Source organism: Variovorax sp. LARHSF232 (assembly GCF_052871435.1).
On record NZ_JBIXJS010000009.1, the window covers coordinates 32389 to 51428 of the forward strand.

A 19040-nucleotide genomic window follows, 5' to 3' on the forward strand; every position below is an offset into this window, starting at 1 on the left:
CTGCGCTGCAATCGGAAGGGGCCAACACCGCATGTAGGCCTGCGCGCACAGGCCTCGCGAGGGCTCGCCAGAGGCCCACTTCGCCGGACCCATTACACTTCCGCCCGCCCCAGCATTGGCGGGGACGCCGCTGGCAACGCGGCGCGAACACATCAAGGAACCTAAAAAATGAACCGCATCGAACTGGTCGAGAAGATCGCCACCGCCCACACCCTGAGCAAGGCTGAAGCCGCGCGCGTCCTCGAAACGGTCACCGGCGCCATCGTCAACGCAGTGAAGAAGGGCGACGCCGTCCAGCTCGTGGGCTTCGGCACCTTCAAGCAAGCCGCTCGCGCAGCGCGCTCGGGCTTCAACCCCCAGTCGGGCACGAAGATCAAGATCGCCGCCGCCAAGGTGCCCAAGTTCGTGGCCGGCGCCGCCTTCAAGGCCGCCGTCGACCCGAAGCTGGCCAAGCGCAAGGCCGAGAAGGCCGCCGTGGCCAAGCCCGCTGCCAAGAAGGCTGCACCTGCGAAGAAGGCCGCTGCGCCCGCCAAGAAGGCCGCCGTGGCAGCCAAGCCTGTCGCCAAGAAGGCTGCTGCAAAGAAGAAGTAAGCTGGTCTGCCCGGCCCCTTTCCGGGCCGGCAGTCTGCAAGCAGGAAACCGCCTTCAGGGCGGTTTTTTTGCTTTTTTGCCCCATCCATGAACCACCCTACAGAACCGCAACAGAGCTTCGAGCGCGCCAAGCAGCACTTCCTCGATGGCCTTGAATCGCTGGGGAAAGAACGCCTCGAAGAGGCCGAGCAGTCCTTTTCCGCGTCGCTGGCGCTGCTGCCCGATCGTGCCTCCACGCTGATCAACCTGGCGGCGGTCCGTGTCAGGCTGTCACGGCCACAGGACGCGCTCGACACCGTGGAAACCTTGCTGAGGCTGGAGCCGCAGAACGCGGAAGCCTGGTTCCACCGCGCCGAGGCGCTCGCCCAGCTAGGCCGAAGCGAAGAGGCGCTGCAGAGCTTTCGCCAAGCCGGCGAACTGAACCCAGCGGCCATGCCCTGGTACCGCCACGGCCAGGTCCTGCAGTCACTCGACCGGCATGAGCAAGCCCTGCATTCCTATGAGCGCGCACTGGCGGCCGATGCCACCTTCGCGCCGGCGTGGACCAACAAGGGCAACATCCTGCGCGAGATGTCGCGCCTGCCGGAGGCGGCGCAGGCATTCCGCGAAGCCGTGAAGCACGGCGGTGCCGACGAGCTCAATGCCTACTACCTCGCGTCTGTCACGCCCGGTGGTGGCGGCGCGGGTGCGGCGGCCTCGCCCGCAAGCTACGTGGAGGGCCTGTTTGACGCTTATGCCGACGACTTCGATCACCACATCGTCGACGTGCTGGGCTACCGCGCCCACGAGGTTCTGGCGAACGAACTCATCCGCCTGACGCGTTCGCGGCGCTTTCATTCGGCACTGGACCTGGGCTGTGGCACCGGCCTGTGCGGCGCCTTGCTGAAGGACGTGTGCGACCGAATGGCCGGCGTCGACCTGTCGAGCCAGATGCTGGCGAAGGCCCAGGCAACGGGCTGCTACGAACAGCTCGTCCACGGCGACATCGACGGCTTTCTGCGAAGCAACACGGACCGCCATGACCTGGTGGTGGCAGGGGATGTCTTCATCTACATCGGCGATCTGGAATCCATCTTCACCAGCGTCGGACGTGCGGTCCCTTCCGATGGCATGTTCTGCTTCTCGCTGGAAGTGCTTCCCTCGAACAAGGACATGGACTTCGAATTGCAGCCCAGCCTGCGTTTCGCGCATTCGGAGCACTATGCGCGGCGCCTGGCCGAAGCCAACGGCTTCGAGGTGGTGCAAGCCTTGCGTGCCCCGCTGCGGCAGGACCAGCGTCAAGCGATCGAAGGCCTGTTCGTCTTCCTGCGCAAGCGACCGGCGTAGCAGGCAGTCAGGCCGTGCCGCCCAGCTGCGCCTTCAGGAACTCCACCGTGCGCGACCAGGCCAGCTTGGCGGCAGCCGCGTCGTAGCGCGGCGTGGTGTCGTTGTTGAAGCCGTGCTGCGTGCCGGGGTACTGGTAGGCCGTCAAGCGCACGCCGGCGGCCTTCAGCGCGGCCTCGTAGGCCGGCCAGGCGGCGTTGATGCGGTCGTCGATCTCGGCGCGCTGCACCAGCAAGGGCGTCTTCACCTTGGCGGCCTGCGACGGATCGGGCGTGTTGCCGTAGAAGGGCACGCCGGCCGCCAGGTCGGGCAGGCGCGTTGTCAGCTCGTGCACCATGCCGCCGCCCCAACAGAAGCCGACGGCGCCGATCTTGCCGTTGGTGTCGGACCGGGTCTTGAGCCAGGTGACGGCGGCGATGAAGTCCTCGCGTGTCTTGGCCTGGTCGAGCTTGCCGAAGGCGGCGCGTGCCGCGTCTTCGTCGCCGGGGTAGCCGCCCAGCGACGTCAGCGCGTCGGGGGCGAAGGCCATGAAGCCGTCGAGCGCGAGGCGGCGCGCGATGTCCTCGATGTGCGGATTGAGGCCGCGGTTCTCGTGAATGACCAGCACCGTGGGCAGCTTGCGCGTGCCGGCGTCGGCAGGCCGCGCCAGGTAGCCCTTCATGGTGCCGCTGCCGGCGCTCGCCGGATAGCTGATGCGCTCGATCTTGAGCCGTGCATCGGTGGGCGGCACCTGCTGGCCGGCCGCGAAGTTGGGGCTCAGCATCGCCAGCAGGCCGGCGGCCGTCATGCCGGCCTTGGCGAATTTTCTGACCCCGGACAGGAAACCGCGCCGGTCGATGTCGCCGTGCACGTAGGCATCGAAGAGGACGAGCAAGTCCTGGTCGAAGTCACTGGCGGTGAGGCGCTGTGGTGGTGGCTGCTGCATGGGTGATGCTCCTATAACCATCCTGCTCGTCGAAATCGGTAGTAGAGGTAGCTGCACACGCTGGCAATCAGCACCAGCGCGGCTGCATAACCATAGCGAAACGGGGCGACCGCATGCTTGACGACCATGACACGCTGCTTCAAGTCGTATAACTGCTTGATGCTTTCTCTGGCGGCGCCCTTGGTGAAGATCTGCTGCTCGATCTTCTCCAGTTCAACCTCCAGCGCATCGATGATGGGGAAGTACCGATCGACCACGGCATCCATCAGCGCGTACAGCACAAATCCGGAACCGTTGCGCAGCAGTTCGGGTTCGCGCTCGCAGCGCTGCCTGACGCCCAGGAAGCCTTGCTTGCTCCGGTTTCGAACCGACAAGATGTAGTTGTGGCCCACGAACACATCCACCTCTCCGGAATTGAAGTCGCCGGGGCGCTCCGGCTCGGGCTCCAGCAGGTGCATCACCACAAAAAGAGAAGGGCCGTATTCCTCGATCTTGGGTCGCTGATGTCCGTGTTGCGCGTCTTCAACGGCCAGTTCGTGCAAGCCGAATTCTTCGCGCATCTCGTCCAGCTCAGCCGGCGTTGCGTCAGCCAGGGCGACCCAGACGAAGCAGCCGGACCGCACGATGTATTCGCTGATGTCGGCCACCGGGATGTCTGCAAGCTTGGAGCCGTTTTCGTAGGCAACGCAGTTGATCAGCATCGAAACCTCGGAGGTGCATAGGGGGGCCAGGCGATGGTGCCACAGGACGTCGTCAGGCCGAGGGGCCGCTTGGCTGTCCACGGGCTCCACCGTTTGGATGATGCGTCGCCTGCCGGCACAAGCGTTCAATGTGCGCGCCCCGCAGCACCAAAGGAACAAGATGCGATTCAAGTCCAAGGCCCAGCGTGGCTTTCAGGTTTTCGCCGTCACCGGTGTCAATACCGTGAGCTTCGGAATCACCGCCACGGCGGCCGCTCGCAAGGGGCTGCTCGGATTCGCCGTGGAGCGCATCGACCCGGTCGAGAACGAGACCTACATGATGGAGGGCATGAAGGTATTTCCTTCGGTGGTGCCGGCGCCGGACGAGAAGACCCGCGTGTCGACCTGGGACCACCCGATCCAGAGTTTTGTCTGGGACGACTTCACGGCCAAACCGGAGCGCAGCTACACCTACCGCTTCCATCCGGTGCGCGGGCGCCCCAAGAATCTGGATCACAGCGCGCCTTTTGTCGAGATCGAGGTCGAGACCGAGGCGCTGTTTTCCAAGCAAGTGCACGACGTCTTCTTCAACCGAGGCGTCGCCAGCAGCCAGGCCTACGCCCGCAAGTTCAAGAACCAGCAGCCCGATCGCATCCGGGACCCTGCGCTCAAGCAGCGGGCGCTGGACTGGCTCAGCCGGGAGCTGGACGACGCCATCCTCAAGTTCATCCGGCAAGCCAGGGCGGGCGATGTCCTGCTGGGCTGCTTCTACGAGTTTCGCTACATGCCGGTTGCCGCGGAACTGGCTGCCGCCATCGAGCGCGGCGTGGACGTGCGCCTGATCGTCGACGGCAAGGACAACTCCCACATCGACAAGAAGACGGGCAAGCGGGTCGAGGCCTTTCCGCGCCAGGAGAACCTGAAGACCCTCCAGGACGCGGCCATCCCGAAGAAGCGGGTGCTGATGCGGCAGATGCGGCCCGACAGCATCCAACACAACAAGTTCATGGTGCTGTTGCCCAAAGGCAAGAAGCCCACGCAGGTATGGACCGGGTCCACCAACCTGTCCAACGGGGGCTTTCATGGGCAGACCAATGTGGGCCATTGGGTCCGCGATGCGGCAGCGGCCGAAGCCTTCCATCAGTATTGGCAATTGCTGTTCAAGGACCCGGGCGCCATGGAAGGGAAGTCACCCGAAGGGCGCAAGGCCAACGCCGAGTTTCGCGCGGCCGTGGAGCAGATATCGCCATCCATCGCGTCGGTCGATTCACTGCCCCAGGGCATTACCCCCATCTTCAGCCCGCGCAAGGGCCTGGCCGCAGTGCAGACCTACATCGGCCTGCTGGACAACGCGCAATCGCTGGCCTGCATCACCCTGGCTTTTGGCATCAACAAGGATTTCGAAAGTGCGTTGGCCGATCACACTGGCAAGAGCGCGCTCAGCTTCATCCTTCTCGAAAAGCAGGACAAGAAAAAGGACAACAGCCAGACCGCCTGGGTGAGCCTCAATGCCAAGCAGAACGTCTACCAGGCGTGGGGTTCGTTCCTGAATGACGCGGTGTACCAGTTCGCGCGGGAAACGAACGCCAGAAAGCTGCAGCTGAACCAGCACGTGAGCTACGTGCATTCGAAGTTCATGCTGGTGGACCCCTTGGGCAAGGATCCCATCGTCGTGACCGGGTCTGCCAACTTCTCGAACGCGTCGACCTCTGACAACGACGAGAACATGCTGGTGATTCGCGGCGACCAGCGCGTGGCGGACATCTACTTCACGGAATTCAACCGGCTGTTCTTTCACTACTACTTCCGCTCCGTGGTCGAGGTGACATCACGGATGGCCGAAGAATCGGCGTCGGAACTTCCGCCAAAGAACGCGCCGCAGTTTCTGAAGGAAAGCCCCGAGGAGTGGCTGAAGGACTACGCCCCCGGAAAGCTCCGGACGAAGCGGGTTGCCGCGCTCGCTTCGATGCAGAGCACGCGTTGAGCCGCGCCTTGCGTCACATCGCCTCGAGCCCCACCTTCTTCATCATCGCTTGCGTCAAGGCCATCTCCTGCTTGAAGCCCTGCACATAGGCGGCGGAATCCTGCATGTCGACTTGCCCGCCTTGCTGCTGCAGCGCGGCGACGACCTTGGGCTGCGCCATGGCCTGGCGGAAGGCCGAGCGGATGCGGTCGACCACCGCGTCGGGCGTGCCGGCGGGCACCGAGATGCCGCCCCAGCTGGTGAGCTCCACGCCCTTGATGCCCAGCTCGGCCAGCGTGGGCACGTCGGGCAGGGTGGCGTTGCGCTTGGGGCCGGCGACGGCCAGGGCGCGCAGCTTGCCGGCTTGGATCATGGGATAGGCCACGCTGAAGATCGGCGCGCCGAAGGCCACCTGGTCGCCCATCACCGCGTTGACCAGCTCGGACGCGCCCTTGTACGGCACGTGCATCACCTTGGCGCCCGATGCGTCCAGCAGCATCTCCACGCCCAGGTGCGAGGGCGTGCCGACCCCGCCGGACGAATAGCTCAGCGCATCGGGCTTGGCCTTGGCGCTTGCCAGCAGGTCGTTCAAGGTGCGGATGTCGGAAGTTGCCTTGACGACCACCACGATGTCGGAGCTGGTCAGCCGCATCACGTGCCGAAAGTCTTTCAGCGCGTCGTAGCCCGGGTTCTTGTACATGTGCATGTTGGCCGCCATCGGTGCTGCCGAGTAGACCCAGGTGTAGCCGTCCGCCGGCGACTTGGCCGCGATGCGCGCGCCGATGTTGCCGCCCGCGCCGGCCTTGTTCTCGATCACCACCGGCTGGCCCAGGATCGGGCCCACCGCCTCGGCCAGGATGCGCGTGGTGGTGTCGGGGCCGGTGCCGGCCAGGTAGGGCACGACCCACTTGATGGGGCGGCTGGGGTAGGGGTCCTGCGCCAGCGCGAGGCCCGGCGTCGTCGTCATCATCAGGGCCAGGGCGGCGAGCGAGCCTTGCTGCAGCAGGCCGCGGCGGGTCGATTGGGTGGTGGTCATTTCGTTGTCTCCTTCTCGCTCAAGAGTTCCTTGGCGATGGTGTTCTTCTGGATCTCGCTGGTGCCGGTGAGCACGCGGTACATACGCAGCATGCGGAACAAAAATTCCACCCGCCGCCCCTGCACGATGCCTTCGCCGCCATGCACCTGCACCGCGCGGTCGGCCACGCGGAACGCCGTCTCGGAGCAGAACAGCTTGGCCATCGAGGCCTCGGCCCGCGCCTCGGCGCCGGCGTCGAGCTGGCGCGCGGTGCAAATCATCAGCGCGCGGGCCGCCGCCAGCTCGGTGGCCGCCTCGGCCAGCATGTGCTGAATGGCCTGGAACTGGCCGATGGCGCGGCCGAACTGGCGCCGCTGCATGGCGTAGTCGCGCGCATCGGTAAGCGCCACCGTGGCCAGGCCCACCATCGCCGGGCAGTGCAGCAGGCGGTTCACCGTGATGCGGCCCAGCGCCAGCGCCAGGCCGCGGCCCGGCTCGCCGATGAGGTTGGCGGCCGGCACGCGGGCGCCTTCGAGCACGATGTCGCCGGTGCTGCTCTGGCCGGCCATGGTCTTGTAGCCTTGCTCCACGCGCACGCCGGGCGCCTTCAGATCGACGAAGAAGGCCGACACCTCGCGCTGCTGCGCGCCCTCGTCGGCGGTGGAGGCCATCAGCACCGCGTAGTCGGCAAAGGGCGAGCCGGAAATGAAGCGCTTCTTTCCTGTGATGACGTAATGGTCGCCATCCTTCACCGCGCGCGTCTGCACCGCGCCGGCGTCCGAGCCGGCCTCGGCCTCGGTGAGGGCGAAGCAGATGGCCTTGTCGGCCTGCGCCACCGGGAGGATGAAGTCGCGCATCTGCTCGGGCGTGGCCTGGCGCGCCAGCGCGCCCACGCGCGGCGGGCCGCTCAACTCGCCGAACACGTGCGGGGCAAAGGGCGAGCCCGTGGCGTAGATGGCTTCCTTGATGAGTACGTGGTCGAGCACCGTGAGGCCCAGGCCGCCCATCTTGGCGGGCAGCGTCATGCCGTAGAAGCCCAGCGCGTGCGAGCGGCGCCACACGCGCTGAAGCAGCTCGCGCGGCGCGCCGTGCTCGTGGTCGATGTGGTGCTCGCGCGCCAGCTCGGCCAGCTCGCCGTTCAGGAAGGCTTGCACACGGGCGATGATCTCGGCGGCGCGCTCGGAGCCTTCGAAGGGGCCAGCGAAGATGGGCGCTGAAGTCGTGTTGGGGGTTGTGGTCGTTGCGTCCATGATCAGTTCACCATCCGTTCCTGTCCGGCCCAGTAGGGCGCCTGCACGGCCTTTCGCATCACCTTGCCGTTGGGGTTTTTCGGCAGCGTGGTCACGAACTCGATGTGGCGCGGCCGCTTGAAGCCGGCCAGCCGCTCGCCGCAGAAGGCGTCGAGCACGGTGCGCACATCGGTTTGCGCGCGGCCCGCCTTGAGCACTACGTGCGCCGCCACCGACTCGCCCCACTTGTCATCCGGAATGGCGAACACGCAGGCGTCCTGCACCGCCTCGTGCTGGTAGAGCACAGCTTCCACCTCGGAGGGATAGACGTTGAAGCCGCCGCTGATGACCATGTCCTTCTTGCGGTCGACGATGTAGACGTAGCCCTCTTCGTCCATGCGCGCCAGGTCGCCTGTGTGGTAGCGGCCGTTCTTCAGCACCTCGGCCGTCAGCTCGGGCGCGCGCCAGTAGCCGGCAAACACGTCTTCGCCGCCCACCACGATCTCGCCGATCTCGCCCGTGGCCACCGGCTGGCCATCGTCATCGAGGATCTGCACGTCGCATTCCAGCAGCGGCCGGCCGCACGAGGCCAGCCGCTCGGGCCGCGCCGCGCGGGCATGCAGGTGATCGGCCACCGTGAGCGCGCACACGCCCGAGGTGGTCTCGCCCGCGCCATAGCCCTGGGACAGCACCGGCCCGAACACGTCCATGGCCCGCAGGATGCGCGCCGGCGCCATCGGCGCTGCGCCATACCCCAGGCGCACCAGATCGGGCAGCGGCCGGTACTGGCCTTCGAGCTCGGCCAGCAGCATGTTGATCATGGTCGGCACCATGAAGGTGTGCGTCACCCGGTCCGCCTTCATGTCGGCGATGAAGCGCGCCGGCTCGAAGCTGTCGAACAGGCGGATGCTCACGCCGCAGCACAGTGCCGGCACCAGCTGCATGCCCGAGGCATGCGTGATCGGCCCCACCAACCCCAGCACGTGGCCTTCGTGCATGCCCTCGCTGCGCAGCAGGAACTTGCGCAGCTGCGCCAGGCGGTTGCCGAAGGTCTGCATGGCGGCCTTGAGCACGCCGGAGGAGCCGGAGGTGTAGTGCAGCACGGCGACTTCGTCGGCGTGGACGGTGACGGGCGTGAAGGTGTCGCTGGCGCGGTCGAGGGCGGATTCGTAAGTGCTCTTGTCGTCGCCGCTTGCTGCTTCATCGACCAGCAGCAGGTGCGGCATTGCCCCGCGGATGTGCGGGCGAAAGGATTCGGCGCGCGCGGCGGTAGTGACGATGACCGCCGCATCGCTGTTGGCCGCGGTCTCGCCCACCTCGCTGGGCGAGAGCCGCGCGTTGAAGGGCGCCTTGATCAGCCCGGCCTTGTAGCAGGCCAGCTCGACCTCGACGATCTCCGGGCGGTTGGGCAGGTAGATGCCGACGCGGTCACCGCGCTTCAGGCCCAGGCCTGATGAAGAAGAAAGCAGCGCGTTGGCCAGGCGGTTGGAGCGCTGCTCCAGCTCGGCGTAGGTCAGGCTGCGCGTGGCGGTCTTGACGGCGATGCGCTTCGCATTGGCGCGTGCGCTGCGGGCCACTAGCGCGCCGACGTTGGCGACGGGGCGCGAGGTGGCGCTGCCCAAGGGAAGAGGGGGTGCGGTAGTGATGGCTGTCTCCTGGAACTGGTGCTCTTCGCTGCTGTGGTGGCAGTGAGGAAGGGCTTGGGGGCAGTGTTCCAGGGGACGGGGATATCAGGGAAATACTGTTTGGTGATGGTGGGATATCAATCGGATGTATGGAGCACGGCCAGCGCGCTTCGAACAGGCGTCCGCCGCGACTGACCAGATGTCGGGCATCTCCGCCAGTGGGGGCATCGGCGAAGTCCGATGGCGCATTCCTGGCAACGTCAGGAGAATGTTCCTATGGCAGCAATCTCAAAGGAGAATCCATGAGCAAGGCCAGGAACCCTTCTGAAAGTACCGGTACGCAGCACAACAAGGCGGGGACGCATCAGCCGACGCAAAGGAACGAAGGACGGCGTACACCCGACAGCCGCAACGACCGCGAGAGTCAAGCGGGCAGTTCCAATCAGACGCAGCAGCGCAGAGGTCGCACGGGCGCTTAGCCCATTGAGACACTGGACTCGGAACCACCTTCTCTCAGGCTAGCCAGCGGGCGGCCGCTTTTCCGCAGCGGCGATCATCACGCCTGACAACGTGCCGTAAGCCGTTTCCCAGGCGATGCGCACGTCGGGGGTGAAGTCGGCGCCCAGGCCTTCGTCGAGCGTGCCGATCAGCGCTGCGCCGACCACCGCGTAGTGCGCCGGCACCGCACCGTAGCCGACGTGGCGCTCCGCCAGGCGCTCGGCCACCGGCACCAGTGTGTGGAGCTGATTCAATTGACGCGTCACGCTGCCGAGCATCGTCATCAACTTGCGGCCCTGCTCGACCATGTCGCCTTTGAACAGTGCACGAACCTCCGGCGCCAAGTCGAACAGGCGCGAATAGAAGATCGCCGCGGCCTGGTCGGAGATCAGCGCGACTTTGGCAAAGCTGGACTGCACCAGCTCGATCTGGGTGGGGGTCATCTGGAAACTCCTCGGTTGGTGGTTGCGGGTCTGTCGGGAATCAGTAGGTCTTGTAGGCAGGACCTGCCGAAGCGAGATCAAGCCCATCAACTCAGGCAGCGGGAAAATGAGCTTCAGGGCTGCGTAAGCCGTTTGGGGGGCGGATCGCGCTGGATGGGTGCTTTCCGTATCCGCAAATCTAGGCGCACGCGCCAAATTGATGCAGTACCAAATGCATGGCAATGGAGTGACTTTTGTCACTCCGGGGTTGTGGGATACCTGCCCCGTCGAGGCCCCGCCCTAGCTTCCTGCCGGTATTGCGCTGACCAGAAGGTTTGCGTGGTGGCGTCGATCGGGAGGCAGCATCGCTGCCCCGAAAAGCGCATCATCTTGTCTGACGGACCACGATGCGGGCTGATGCGAGGCAGAACGTGGCAAGGTTCAGAAGGATTCTCTGGATTGGCGCTGGGCTCGGCGCCGTGGTGGCGCTTGTCGCGTTCACGGTGGACGAACTGAAGACATCCCGGCTGCAGTCGGCGCTGTGGCGGGATCTCGCAAACGACGCCCGGTTCAGCGTCGACGCCGGCACCAGCGACGCCATCCGTTTTCCCCACACCGGGCCCTACGACGAGCGACTGGGCTACCACGATCTGCCCGGCTACATCGATCGCCTGCAGCCCCAGGGCTATGTTGTCACCCGCCAGGCGCGCATGTCGCCGCGGCTGATCGAGCTGCAGGAGCGCGGGCTTTTCATCCCCTACCGCGAGAAGAACCAGGCGGGCCTGACCGTACGCGACTGCCGCGATGCCTCACTGCTGCATACGCGCGTGCCAAAGCGCGTGTACGAGCGCTTCGAGGACGTGCCGCCGCTGCTGGTGAGCGCACTGCTGTTTGTCGAGGACGGCCACTTGCTGGACGCGCAGCCGGCGCAGCGCAACCCCGCGCTCGACCCGGAGCGCTTCACGAAAGCCGCATTCGAACAATTGCTCCGGGCGGTCGATCCGAGCCGGGCGGCGGCGGGCGGCAGCACGCTGGCGACCCAGATCGAGAAGTACCGCCATTCCCCCCAAGGCCGCACCGCGTCGATCAGCGAGAAGCTGCGCCAGATGGCGTCGGCCTCGCTGCGCGCCTACCAGGACGGCGAGGACACATTGGCTCGGCGCCGCCAGATCGTCGTCGACTACCTCAACACGGTGCCTCTCGCCGCACGCCCGGGCATCGGCGAAGTGCACGGCCTGGGCGACGGCTTGTGGGCCTGGTATGGACGCGACTTCGGCGAAGTCAACCGCCTGCTCGCAGCCGACGACGCGGGTGCCACGCCCACGGAGGAAGCACTCCGGCGCCGGGCCGAGGCCTTCAAGCAGGCACTGTCGCTGATGATCGCGCAGCGCCGCCCGACGCAGCACCTGCTGGGCGACGGCGCAAGTCTGGCGCGACTGACGGACAGCTACCTGCGGCTGATGGCCGACGCGGGCGTGATCGCGCCCTCGCTGCGCGATGCGGCGCTGCCCCTCCCCTTGTACCTGCGGCCCGAGCTGCCGCCGGCTCCGCGCCCCGACTTCGTCCAGCGCAAGGCCGCGAACGCGCTGCGTACCCACATCGCCACTCTGCTCGGCGTGCCGCGCGTCTACAACCTCGAGCGCCTCGACCTCGAGGCCGAAACCAGCCTGGACGGTCAGGCGCAGGCGCTCGCCGCGCGGGTGCTGGCGGGACTGCGGAAGCCCGCCGCGGCGAAGGAGGCGGGACTGGTCGGCTTCCATATGCTCCACCCGGGCGCGGACCCCGCCCCCCTGGTCTACAGCTTCACGCTGTTCGAGCGCGGCGCGCAGGCGAACCTGCTGCGCGTTCAAGCCGACAACATCGACCAACCCTTCGACGTGAATCAGGGCGCGCGGCTGGACCTCGGCTCCACGGCCAAGCTGCGCACCCTGGTGAGCTACCTCGAAATCGTCGCCGAGCTGCACGCGAGCTGGGCCGATCTGAGCCCCACCGAGCTGTCGGCACTGGCGGTGAGCCCGCGCGACCCACTGGGCGCGTGGGCTCGGCAGTACCTGCTGCGCGCCAATGACCGCGACCTCGCACCGATGCTCGAGGCGGCCATGGAGCGCCGGTACTCAGCAAGCCCGGCGGAGGCCTTCTTCACCGGCGGCGGCCTGCATCAGTTCGAGAACTTCGAGCGCTCGCGCAACAGCAGCTCGATGACGGTGCGGGAGGGTTTCAAGCATTCGGTCAACCTGGTGTTTATCCGCCTGATGCGCGACCTGGTGCGTCACCGGATGTTCGGCGGTGAGTCGAACGCCGAGCGCCTGCTGAGGGATCCTGCCGATCCGGGCCGGCGCGAAATGCTCGCTCGCTTTGCCGACCGCGAAGGCTCAGCCTTCCTTGTTCGCTTCTATCGCAAGTACCAGGGCAAGTCGGCCGCGGACGCCGAAGCGCTGCTGCTGCGCGGCGTGAGGCCAACGGCGCCGCGCCTGGCGAGCGTGCTGTTCACCATCGAGCCCGAAGCCAGCGAGGCGCAGCTGGACGAACTGCTGACCCGACAACTCGGCCACGGCGCCGGCTCGCCGCGCGCACTGCGGGCAATGCGGAGCACCTACAGCGCCCTGTCGCTCGCCGATCGCGGCTATGTCGCACGCGTGCACCCGCTCGAGCTCTGGTTGGTGGGCTTCTTGCGGCGTCACCCGGGCGCGACATTGACCGAGGTGCTGGACGCCAGCGCGCGCGAACGCCAGGAGACTTACGCCTGGCTCTTCAAGACGCGCCACAAGAACGCGCAGGACAAGCGAATCCGCGAACTGATCGAGCTCGACGCCTTCGCGCAGATTCATCGTTCGTGGCGGCGACTGGGGTATCCGTTCGCATCGCTCACGCCTTCCTACGCGAGCGCGATCGGCGCCTCGGGCGACCGCCCGGCCGCGTTGGCGGACTTGATGGGCATCATCGTTGGCGACGGCGCACGGCTGCCGACGCAACGGGTCGGCGCGCTGCACTTCGCCCGCGACACGCCCTACGAGACCCGGCTCGAGCCGCGCCACGCGACCGTCGAGCAACTGCTGCAGCCCGAGGTCGCCGCGACGGTGCGCCGCGCGCTCGTCGAGGTGGTGAACGACGGCACTGCGCGGCGCCTCAAGGGTGCGCTCACCGACGCTAGCGACCGCCAAATCGAGATCGGCGGCAAGACCGGCACTGGCGATCACCGCTACGAGATCATCGGCCGCGGCGGACGGGTGATATCAGAGCGCAAGATCGCCCGCACCGCCACCTTCGTGTTCTTGATCGGCGATCGTTACTTCGGCACCATCATGGTCTACGCGCGCGAACCCTATGCCGCACGCTTTCGGTTCACGAGCGCGTTGCCGGTGCAGTTGCTGAAGTCGCTCGGCCCGCAACTGCTGCCCGTGCTCCGGCGCGGCGGGTGTACGGAGGATTGATTGCGTTGGGGTGCTTCGCGACGAGCACCGACGGACGATGAGATCTCCTCTTCGACAAAGCGCAGAACCGCCTCGATCAACGCCTCCCGCGGATAGGCGTTCTGTGTCACCACAGTCGCCGCGATCGCCGCCCGGGTGCGATTGAGCGGCACTGCAATCGCCCAGTGGTCTGCATTGAGATATCCCATCAGCCCGCTCCCCGGCACGATCTGGTCGTAGAAGATCACCTGGCTGTCATTGCGAGCGTCGATCTGCGCCAGCTTGTTCCGGCTTCCCCGCAGGATGAGCGAGACGCGCTCGGGCTGCGGCAGCGTCACCAGCGAGAAGTAGCGCACCTGCGGCGGTAGCGTGGGGTTCTGCGCCAGCCAGGCCTTGCGTACTTGTGGGCGCAGCGCTTCCACGGCGCCGTTGTCGCCCGTATCGCAACTGGCCCCGGGAAAGTGCTTCATCAAATTGGCCTGGTCTTGCGTGGCGTCGTTGGCCAGTGGCGAGCCGCCGACAGCGCCGGCCACGCTTACCATCGCCGCGACGCGCGCACGGATCTCCGGGTAGGTCACCAGCGCATCCAGAATGTCGGGCGCCCCCTTGGAATAGCCGACGAGCACGATGCGGGGCAGACCTTCCTGCGCTGGCATCGCCATCAGCGCGTCGCGGATCATTCGCGCGTTGCGGGCCGTGCTCGACAGCGGATCGACCTTGAGCAGGTCCAGGTCGTAGCCGAATTGCGCCACGTGCCGCTTGGCCGTTCCCGGTGGCTGCAGCCAGGGCTCGAAGCATTCATATCCCACCCCCGGCACCACCATCGCAACCAGCCGCCGCCTGGAGGCGCCGAGCTCGACGTGGCGGCCTGTGCCGCTTGGCTCGCCATCCAGGCGCGTCAGCGCATCGTCGCAAGGCCGGTAGTCCTCGATCTGGTTCTTGCGCGCCTCGAGCACGGCGCAAAAGATCTCGCGAAAGCGCGCCCGTTGATCCTCCACGCCCGCCTGCGCCGCCGGCACCAGCACCAGCGGCGGGCCTTGCGTGTCAAAGGGCACCAGAGGCGGTGACGTGCAGGCGGCCAGCAGCGCAAACAGGCAAGCTGCAGTGGCGCTGGCAGCGACACCAAGAGATCGGCGCATGGCCGTGAACATCATCATGGCCATGGCCTTTCAATCTCAGTAGTAGTAGCGCCAGTCGAAGATCAGCCGAAGCCCCAGCGACCAGACGGTATCCAGCTTCGGCGCCGGCGCACCAATTGGAAAGCGCACCGATTCGCCACGCGGCACGTCGGCCGCGGCGTACAGCTGCAGCAGCACGGACGAACTCTGATTCGTTGAAAAAGACCGGTACGGCCGGTACTCGAAGATGGGCAGCTCGTACGACGTGGACTTGAAGTTGACGACCCGGCCGAAGTCCCCTGGGTTGGCCCCCGGGGCCAGCAGCTGGTCGTCGCCCGACAAGCCATAGAAGGTGATGCCCAGCTCGCGCCCCAGCACGAACTGGAAGCGGCCCACGGGCGTTGCCCAGCCCGACTGCAGGCCGAGCAGGCCGCCATTGCCGGCCGACACCGCCATGTCCGCATAGGCCTTGGGGTTCACGAAGTACAGCGGCGAGGCCAGCAGCAGATCGCCCGGCACGATGTAGTAGGGCATGCGCAGCCGCAGCGACAGGCCGGTGCGCGCCGGCAGCGCCGCGCTCAGGTTGCCGCCCAGCGCGGCGGCGCCCGCGCTGCTGTTGCTGAACTGGTTGGTCGAGGGCGAGTCGGCGCGAAAGCCGACCGACGCATAGACCAGCCCGTCGCCGGCTTCGCCCATCACGCCGTCCAGGCCAAAGCCTGCGCGCACCGACAAATCCAGCCCGACGACGGCGCCGTTGCTGGTCTGGCCCGCGACAAAGCCACGATCGATCGCGCGCGTGTCGAGCGAACCGGCCAGGCCGATGAACGGCCCCACCTCGCTGCGAAAGCGCGGCATGGCCCCCAGGCCCGGGCCGAGGCCGGGCACCGCCGTCGCCGTCAGGGTCGATGCGAGAAGGGGGATGTCTTCCTGCCGCACGCGCAGCTCCGGTTCGCGGCGCGGGAAGTTGCTGGTGCGGCACACGTCGAAGGCATCCGGCTCGGCGGGCGCGCCCGGCAGCGGGGCGAACTGGGCCGCCGTCATGCGGCCCGAGGCCACGTCCAGCACCTGCTGCAGGCTGGCCTGGACGGACGCGGATGCCACCCGGGCATCTTCGATGCGCATGTGGGCATCGCCCATCAGCACCACCGAGCTGCCGCCGCCGCGCCAGGTGAAAACTTCCAGGCCGCTCTGGTTGTAGAAGTCGTGGGTGCCCTGGCGCTGCGACGCATCGCCCCAGGCGCCGGCGATGTGGCCCGCCGCGAAGGTGTCCTGCAGAAAGTGCAGCGCGAAGGCTTCGTCGGCCAGCACCGCGCGCGCCAGCGCATCGCGCTGCGCCGCATCCAGCGTCTCGCCGCTGCTGCGCAAGCGGCTGGCCTTCTGCAGGGCGCTCAGGTGGAACCACGAGTACACGCCGATGGCATTGAGGTCGGAGCCAGGGCGCAGCGTCAGTTCCGCATAGTCCGTGGGTTTGACGTCGGTGGTCGGCCGGGCCAGAAGGAAGTGGGCGTTGTTGGAGCCGGCCCGCGTCGCGTACTGCGGATCGGCGCGCTGCAGGCGGATGTCGGCGGTGCGCAAGGCATTGACGCGCTGGGCGCGCACGGCTTCGCTGGCGAGCCGGCGTTGCGCGTCCGACAGCACGTCGGTCGCCTTGCCGCTCAGCTCGGGCTGGGCGGTGACGGGCAGGCGCGCCAGGTCGACCTTCAGCTGGGCGGCGACGTCGGCCACCGAGAGCACCCACGGGGCGTTGCGTGCCGTCTCCAGCATCTCCCGGCTCGAGCAGGAATGATCGCCGGCGATGGCCGAAAGGGCGGCCCAATCGATGCAGGAGGGCGCGAGTTCCTGCGCGGCGTCGGCGCCCTGTTCGCACAGGCGCTGCTCGCTGCCGGCGCGCGCGCTTCGCCACAACTGGTCGAAGACGGCCTTGTGCTCGCTGTCGAGCTGCTGCACCGCCATCAAGGCCAGCTCCCGGTGTTCGGGATAGACCCAGGCCGACGCCGGGCCCGCAGCCGACAGAGCGGCCATGCAGGCCAACCACACCTTCACCTTGCGCGCATCAAGCTTGGACACTTGGATACCTCGCTGCAGCGTTGAACGGGAGATCGGGACTTTAGCGAGAACCATGCTTTCGGCAACATGCCATGGCCGCGGCCTGGCGGGAACAGGATGGCCCCTGGCTCCATCCAATGGGCACAGGGGTCAAAAAAAATGCCAGTGCATCCATCCGTCACCGCCGGCACGGCGCCAGGCCCTGCGTCTGATGCCGAACTGGCTACCCGCGCCGCCCGCGGTGACACCGACGCCTTTCAGCAAATCATGCGAAGGCACAACCGCCTGCTGTTTCGCACCTGCCGCAGCATCCTGAAGAGCGACGAAGAGGCGCAGGACGCGCTGCAGGAGGCCTACCTGAGCGCCTGGCGCTCGATTTCCAGCTTCCGCGCCGAAGCGCGCCTGTCGACCTGGCTGGTGCGCATCGTGGTGAACGAGGCGCTCGGGCGCTTGCGCCGCAGCAAAGGCGCAAGCGCCCAGGTGCTGCCGCTCGACGCTGCCGCCGTCGACTTGGCGGGCAGTGGCGGCGATGCGCAGGAAGAAGAGGCCTGGATGCAGGCCGACGCCCGCGAGCAGCCCGAATGCCTGGCGATGCGTGGCGAGATGCGCCGCCTGATCGAGGCCCGGATCGATGCCTTGCCCGAAGTGTTCCGCACCGTGTTCGTGCTGCGTGCCGTGGAAGACATGAGCATCGAGGACGTGGCGGCCGCGCTGGCAATTCCCGAAGCAACCGTGCGCAGCCGCTTCTTTCGCGCCCGCGCCCTGCTGCGCGAAGCGCTGTCGCGCGAAGTCGACGTCGCGCTCGGCGACACCTTCAGCTTCGGCGGCGCCCGCTGCGACGCCATCGTCGCGCACGTCCTGGCCGCCATGGATGACGAAGGAGCTCCCCATGATCACCCCCACGCGTGATTGGCTGAACGTGGGCGCAGCGGCAGCCATCGCTGCTGCCGCCCTGGCCGGGTGCGGCGGCAGTGACGATGATGATGGTGCCGCCGACTCGGCCGCGCAGCAGCAGGCTGCGCTGGTCGCCCAGGGCAAGCGGATCTTTCGCTTCGACACCTTCGGCGACGAGGCCCAGTGGACCGACACGCTGCGCATTCACGAGGTGATCCGCACGGCGGTCAGTCCCCAGGCCGCGCTGGCGGTCGGCCTGAAGGTCGACGCCGAGGCGCTGCCCCCGCCTGTGGTCAAGGGCATCCAGGACGGGAGCATCGATCTCAACAGCCCCGACACGACCGTCGCCTTGCTGAAGCTGGACGCGGTGGTCGGCCTCAAGGGCAGGGTGGAGGCAGTCGCCGGCAAGGATGTGCTGACTCGCGTCGGCGTCACCTGCGCGCTGTGCCACTCGACCGTCGACAACTCCTTCGCGCCGGGCATCGGCAAGCGGCTCGATGGCTGGCCCAACCGGGACCTGAACCCCGGCGCCATCATTGCACTGTCTCCCGCGGTGGACGCCGCCAAGAAGGCCGCCTACCTCTCCTGGGGCAAGGGCAAGTACGACCCGCGCTTCAACATCGATGGGATCAGCAAGCCCGTGGTGATCCCGCCGGCCTATGGGCTGGACGGCATCCATGCCATCACCTTCACCGGCGACGGCAGCGACATCGCCTACTGGAACCGCTACGTGGCCGTGACGCAGATGGGCGGCCAGGGGAGCTTCTCCGAGCCGCGCCTGGGCGTCAGCATCACCAACGGCACGACGGACCTGGTCTCGAGCAAGTTGCCCGCTCTGCAGGCCTACCAGTTGTCGTTGAAGGCCCCCGCTGCGCCGGCGGACAGCTTCGACCCCGCTGCAGCCGCACGCGGCAAGCTGGTCTTCGACGGCGCGGGCAAGTGCGTGACCTGCCACAGCGGCGCCTTGTTCACCGATGCCAACGCGACGCTGCATCCGCCCCTTGACTCGATGGCGGAGCCGGAAACGCCCAGCTACGCATCCCGCTCGGCCACCAAGATGTACCGCACCTCGCCGCTGCGAGGCGCCTGGCAGCACCCACCTTATTTCCATGACGGGTCGGCCGCCACGCTGGAGGACGTCGCGGCCATCTACAACAGCAAGCGATCGCTGGGCCTCAGTCCGCAGGAGATCGCGGATCTCGCGCAGTATCTGAAGTCGCAGTAAGGCCGGCCCCTCCTGGGTGTATGGTCGCGCTTCCCAGCGCCAAGCCGGCGCTGGGCCCGCCCCAGGAGATCTCGCC

At 67.1% G+C, this 19040-nt stretch carries 14 protein-coding genes; 6 read left to right on the forward strand and 8 right to left on the reverse strand.

All coding sequences use genetic code 11. The features are described 5' to 3' along the window. Positions 1-168 precede the first annotated feature (168 nt). Positions 169-591, forward strand: a complete 423-nt coding sequence (locus ACIPRI_RS20790; RefSeq protein ID WP_446623377.1) for an HU family DNA-binding protein — start codon at positions 169-171, stop codon at positions 589-591. An 87-nt stretch (positions 592-678) separates the two neighbouring features. Beyond that, complete coding sequence (locus ACIPRI_RS20795) at positions 679-1917, forward strand: tetratricopeptide repeat protein (RefSeq protein ID WP_446623378.1); 1239 nt, start codon at positions 679-681, stop codon at positions 1915-1917. Between the two features lie 7 nt (positions 1918-1924). Here the strand turns inward: ACIPRI_RS20795 and ACIPRI_RS20800 are convergent, their stop codons facing one another. Both ACIPRI_RS20800 and ACIPRI_RS20805 read right to left on the reverse strand, forming a co-directional pair. After that, on the reverse strand, positions 1925-2839 hold the full coding sequence (locus ACIPRI_RS20800; protein WP_446623379.1) for a dienelactone hydrolase family protein: 915 nt from the start codon (positions 2837-2839) through the stop codon (positions 1925-1927). Between the two features lie 11 nt (positions 2840-2850). Further along, positions 2851-3540, reverse strand: coding sequence for a CorA family divalent cation transporter (locus ACIPRI_RS20805; protein WP_446623380.1), 690 nt, complete (start codon positions 3538-3540; stop codon positions 2851-2853). 160 nt (positions 3541-3700) lie between these two features. Between ACIPRI_RS20805 and ACIPRI_RS20810 the strand changes: the two genes are divergently transcribed. Beyond that, positions 3701-5503, forward strand: a complete 1803-nt coding sequence (locus tag ACIPRI_RS20810; RefSeq protein WP_446623381.1) for a phospholipase D-like domain-containing protein — start codon at positions 3701-3703, stop codon at positions 5501-5503. A gap of 13 nt (positions 5504-5516) precedes the next feature. On the opposite strand, the gene ACIPRI_RS20815 is transcribed toward ACIPRI_RS20810, so the two are convergent. From ACIPRI_RS20815 to ACIPRI_RS20830, 4 genes are all read right to left on the reverse strand, one after another. Further along, positions 5517-6518 (reverse strand): Bug family tripartite tricarboxylate transporter substrate binding protein, encoded by a 1002-nt coding sequence (locus ACIPRI_RS20815; RefSeq protein WP_446623382.1) that lies wholly within the window; start codon positions 6516-6518, stop codon positions 5517-5519. Then, a complete protein-coding gene (locus ACIPRI_RS20820) occupies positions 6515-7747 on the reverse strand; it encodes an acyl-CoA dehydrogenase family protein (protein WP_446623383.1) in 1233 nt (410 codons plus the stop codon). Before ACIPRI_RS20820 ends, ACIPRI_RS20815 begins: the two co-directional genes overlap by 4 nt. 2 nt (positions 7748-7749) lie before the next feature. Then, entirely contained in the window at positions 7750-9348 is a 1599-nt protein-coding gene (locus ACIPRI_RS20825) for an AMP-binding protein (protein ID WP_446623384.1), read from the reverse strand. 521 nt (positions 9349-9869) lie between these two features. Beyond that, positions 9870-10292 carry a globin family protein gene (locus ACIPRI_RS20830; protein ID WP_446623385.1) on the reverse strand — a complete coding sequence of 141 codons (423 nt, stop codon included), beginning with the start codon at positions 10290-10292 and terminating at the stop codon, positions 9870-9872. 482 nt (positions 10293-10774) lie between these two features. On the opposite strand from ACIPRI_RS20830, the gene ACIPRI_RS20835 reads away from it, so the two are divergent. After that, complete coding sequence (locus ACIPRI_RS20835) at positions 10775-13702, forward strand: transglycosylase domain-containing protein (RefSeq protein ID WP_446623386.1); 2928 nt, start codon at positions 10775-10777, stop codon at positions 13700-13702. Here the strand turns inward: ACIPRI_RS20835 and ACIPRI_RS20840 are convergent. Then, positions 13594-14844, reverse strand: a complete 1251-nt coding sequence (locus tag ACIPRI_RS20840; protein WP_446623387.1) for a hypothetical protein — start codon at positions 14842-14844, stop codon at positions 13594-13596. The two genes, ACIPRI_RS20835 and ACIPRI_RS20840, sit on opposite strands and share 109 nt — an antisense overlap. 12 nt (positions 14845-14856) lie before the next feature. Next, entirely contained in the window at positions 14857-16866 is a 2010-nt protein-coding gene (locus tag ACIPRI_RS20845) for a hypothetical protein (protein WP_446623388.1), read from the reverse strand. A 144-nt stretch (positions 16867-17010) separates the two neighbouring features. Here ACIPRI_RS20845 and ACIPRI_RS20850 point away from each other — a divergent pair, with 144 nt between their 5' ends. Together ACIPRI_RS20850 and ACIPRI_RS20855 are read left to right on the forward strand one after the other, a co-directional pair. After that, on the forward strand, positions 17011-17754 hold the full coding sequence (locus ACIPRI_RS20850) for an RNA polymerase sigma factor (protein ID WP_446623534.1): 744 nt from the start codon (positions 17011-17013) through the stop codon (positions 17752-17754). Further along, the gene (locus ACIPRI_RS20855) at positions 17735-18964 is read left to right on the forward strand and encodes a c-type cytochrome (protein ID WP_446623389.1); all 1230 of its coding nucleotides are present in this window, start codon (positions 17735-17737) and stop codon (positions 18962-18964) included. Before ACIPRI_RS20850 ends, ACIPRI_RS20855 begins: the two co-directional genes overlap by 20 nt. Positions 18965-19040 lie beyond the last annotated feature (76 nt).

Excerpts from the sequence above, each read along its gene's own strand:
- ACIPRI_RS20855 (WP_446623389.1), top strand. The coding sequence starts at position 17,735 with ATGATCACCCCCACGCGTGATTGGCTGAACGTGGGCGCAGCGGCAGCC.
- ACIPRI_RS20840 (WP_446623387.1), bottom strand. The coding sequence starts at position 14,844 with ATGGCCATGATGATGTTCACGGCCATGCGCCGATCTCTTGGTGTCGCT.
- ACIPRI_RS20790 (WP_446623377.1), top strand. The coding sequence starts at position 169 with ATGAACCGCATCGAACTGGTCGAGAAGATCGCCACCGCCCACACCCTG.
- ACIPRI_RS20805 (WP_446623380.1), bottom strand. The coding sequence starts at position 3,540 with ATGCTGATCAACTGCGTTGCCTACGAAAACGGCTCCAAGCTTGCAGAC.
- ACIPRI_RS20815 (WP_446623382.1), bottom strand. The coding sequence starts at position 6,518 with ATGACCACCACCCAATCGACCCGCCGCGGCCTGCTGCAGCAAGGCTCG.
- ACIPRI_RS20795 (WP_446623378.1), top strand. The coding sequence starts at position 679 with ATGAACCACCCTACAGAACCGCAACAGAGCTTCGAGCGCGCCAAGCAG.
- ACIPRI_RS20820 (WP_446623383.1), bottom strand. The coding sequence starts at position 7,747 with ATGGACGCAACGACCACAACCCCCAACACGACTTCAGCGCCCATCTTC.
- ACIPRI_RS20830 (WP_446623385.1), bottom strand. The coding sequence starts at position 10,292 with ATGACCCCCACCCAGATCGAGCTGGTGCAGTCCAGCTTTGCCAAAGTC.
- ACIPRI_RS20810 (WP_446623381.1), top strand. The coding sequence starts at position 3,701 with ATGCGATTCAAGTCCAAGGCCCAGCGTGGCTTTCAGGTTTTCGCCGTC.
- ACIPRI_RS20800 (WP_446623379.1), bottom strand. The coding sequence starts at position 2,839 with ATGCAGCAGCCACCACCACAGCGCCTCACCGCCAGTGACTTCGACCAG.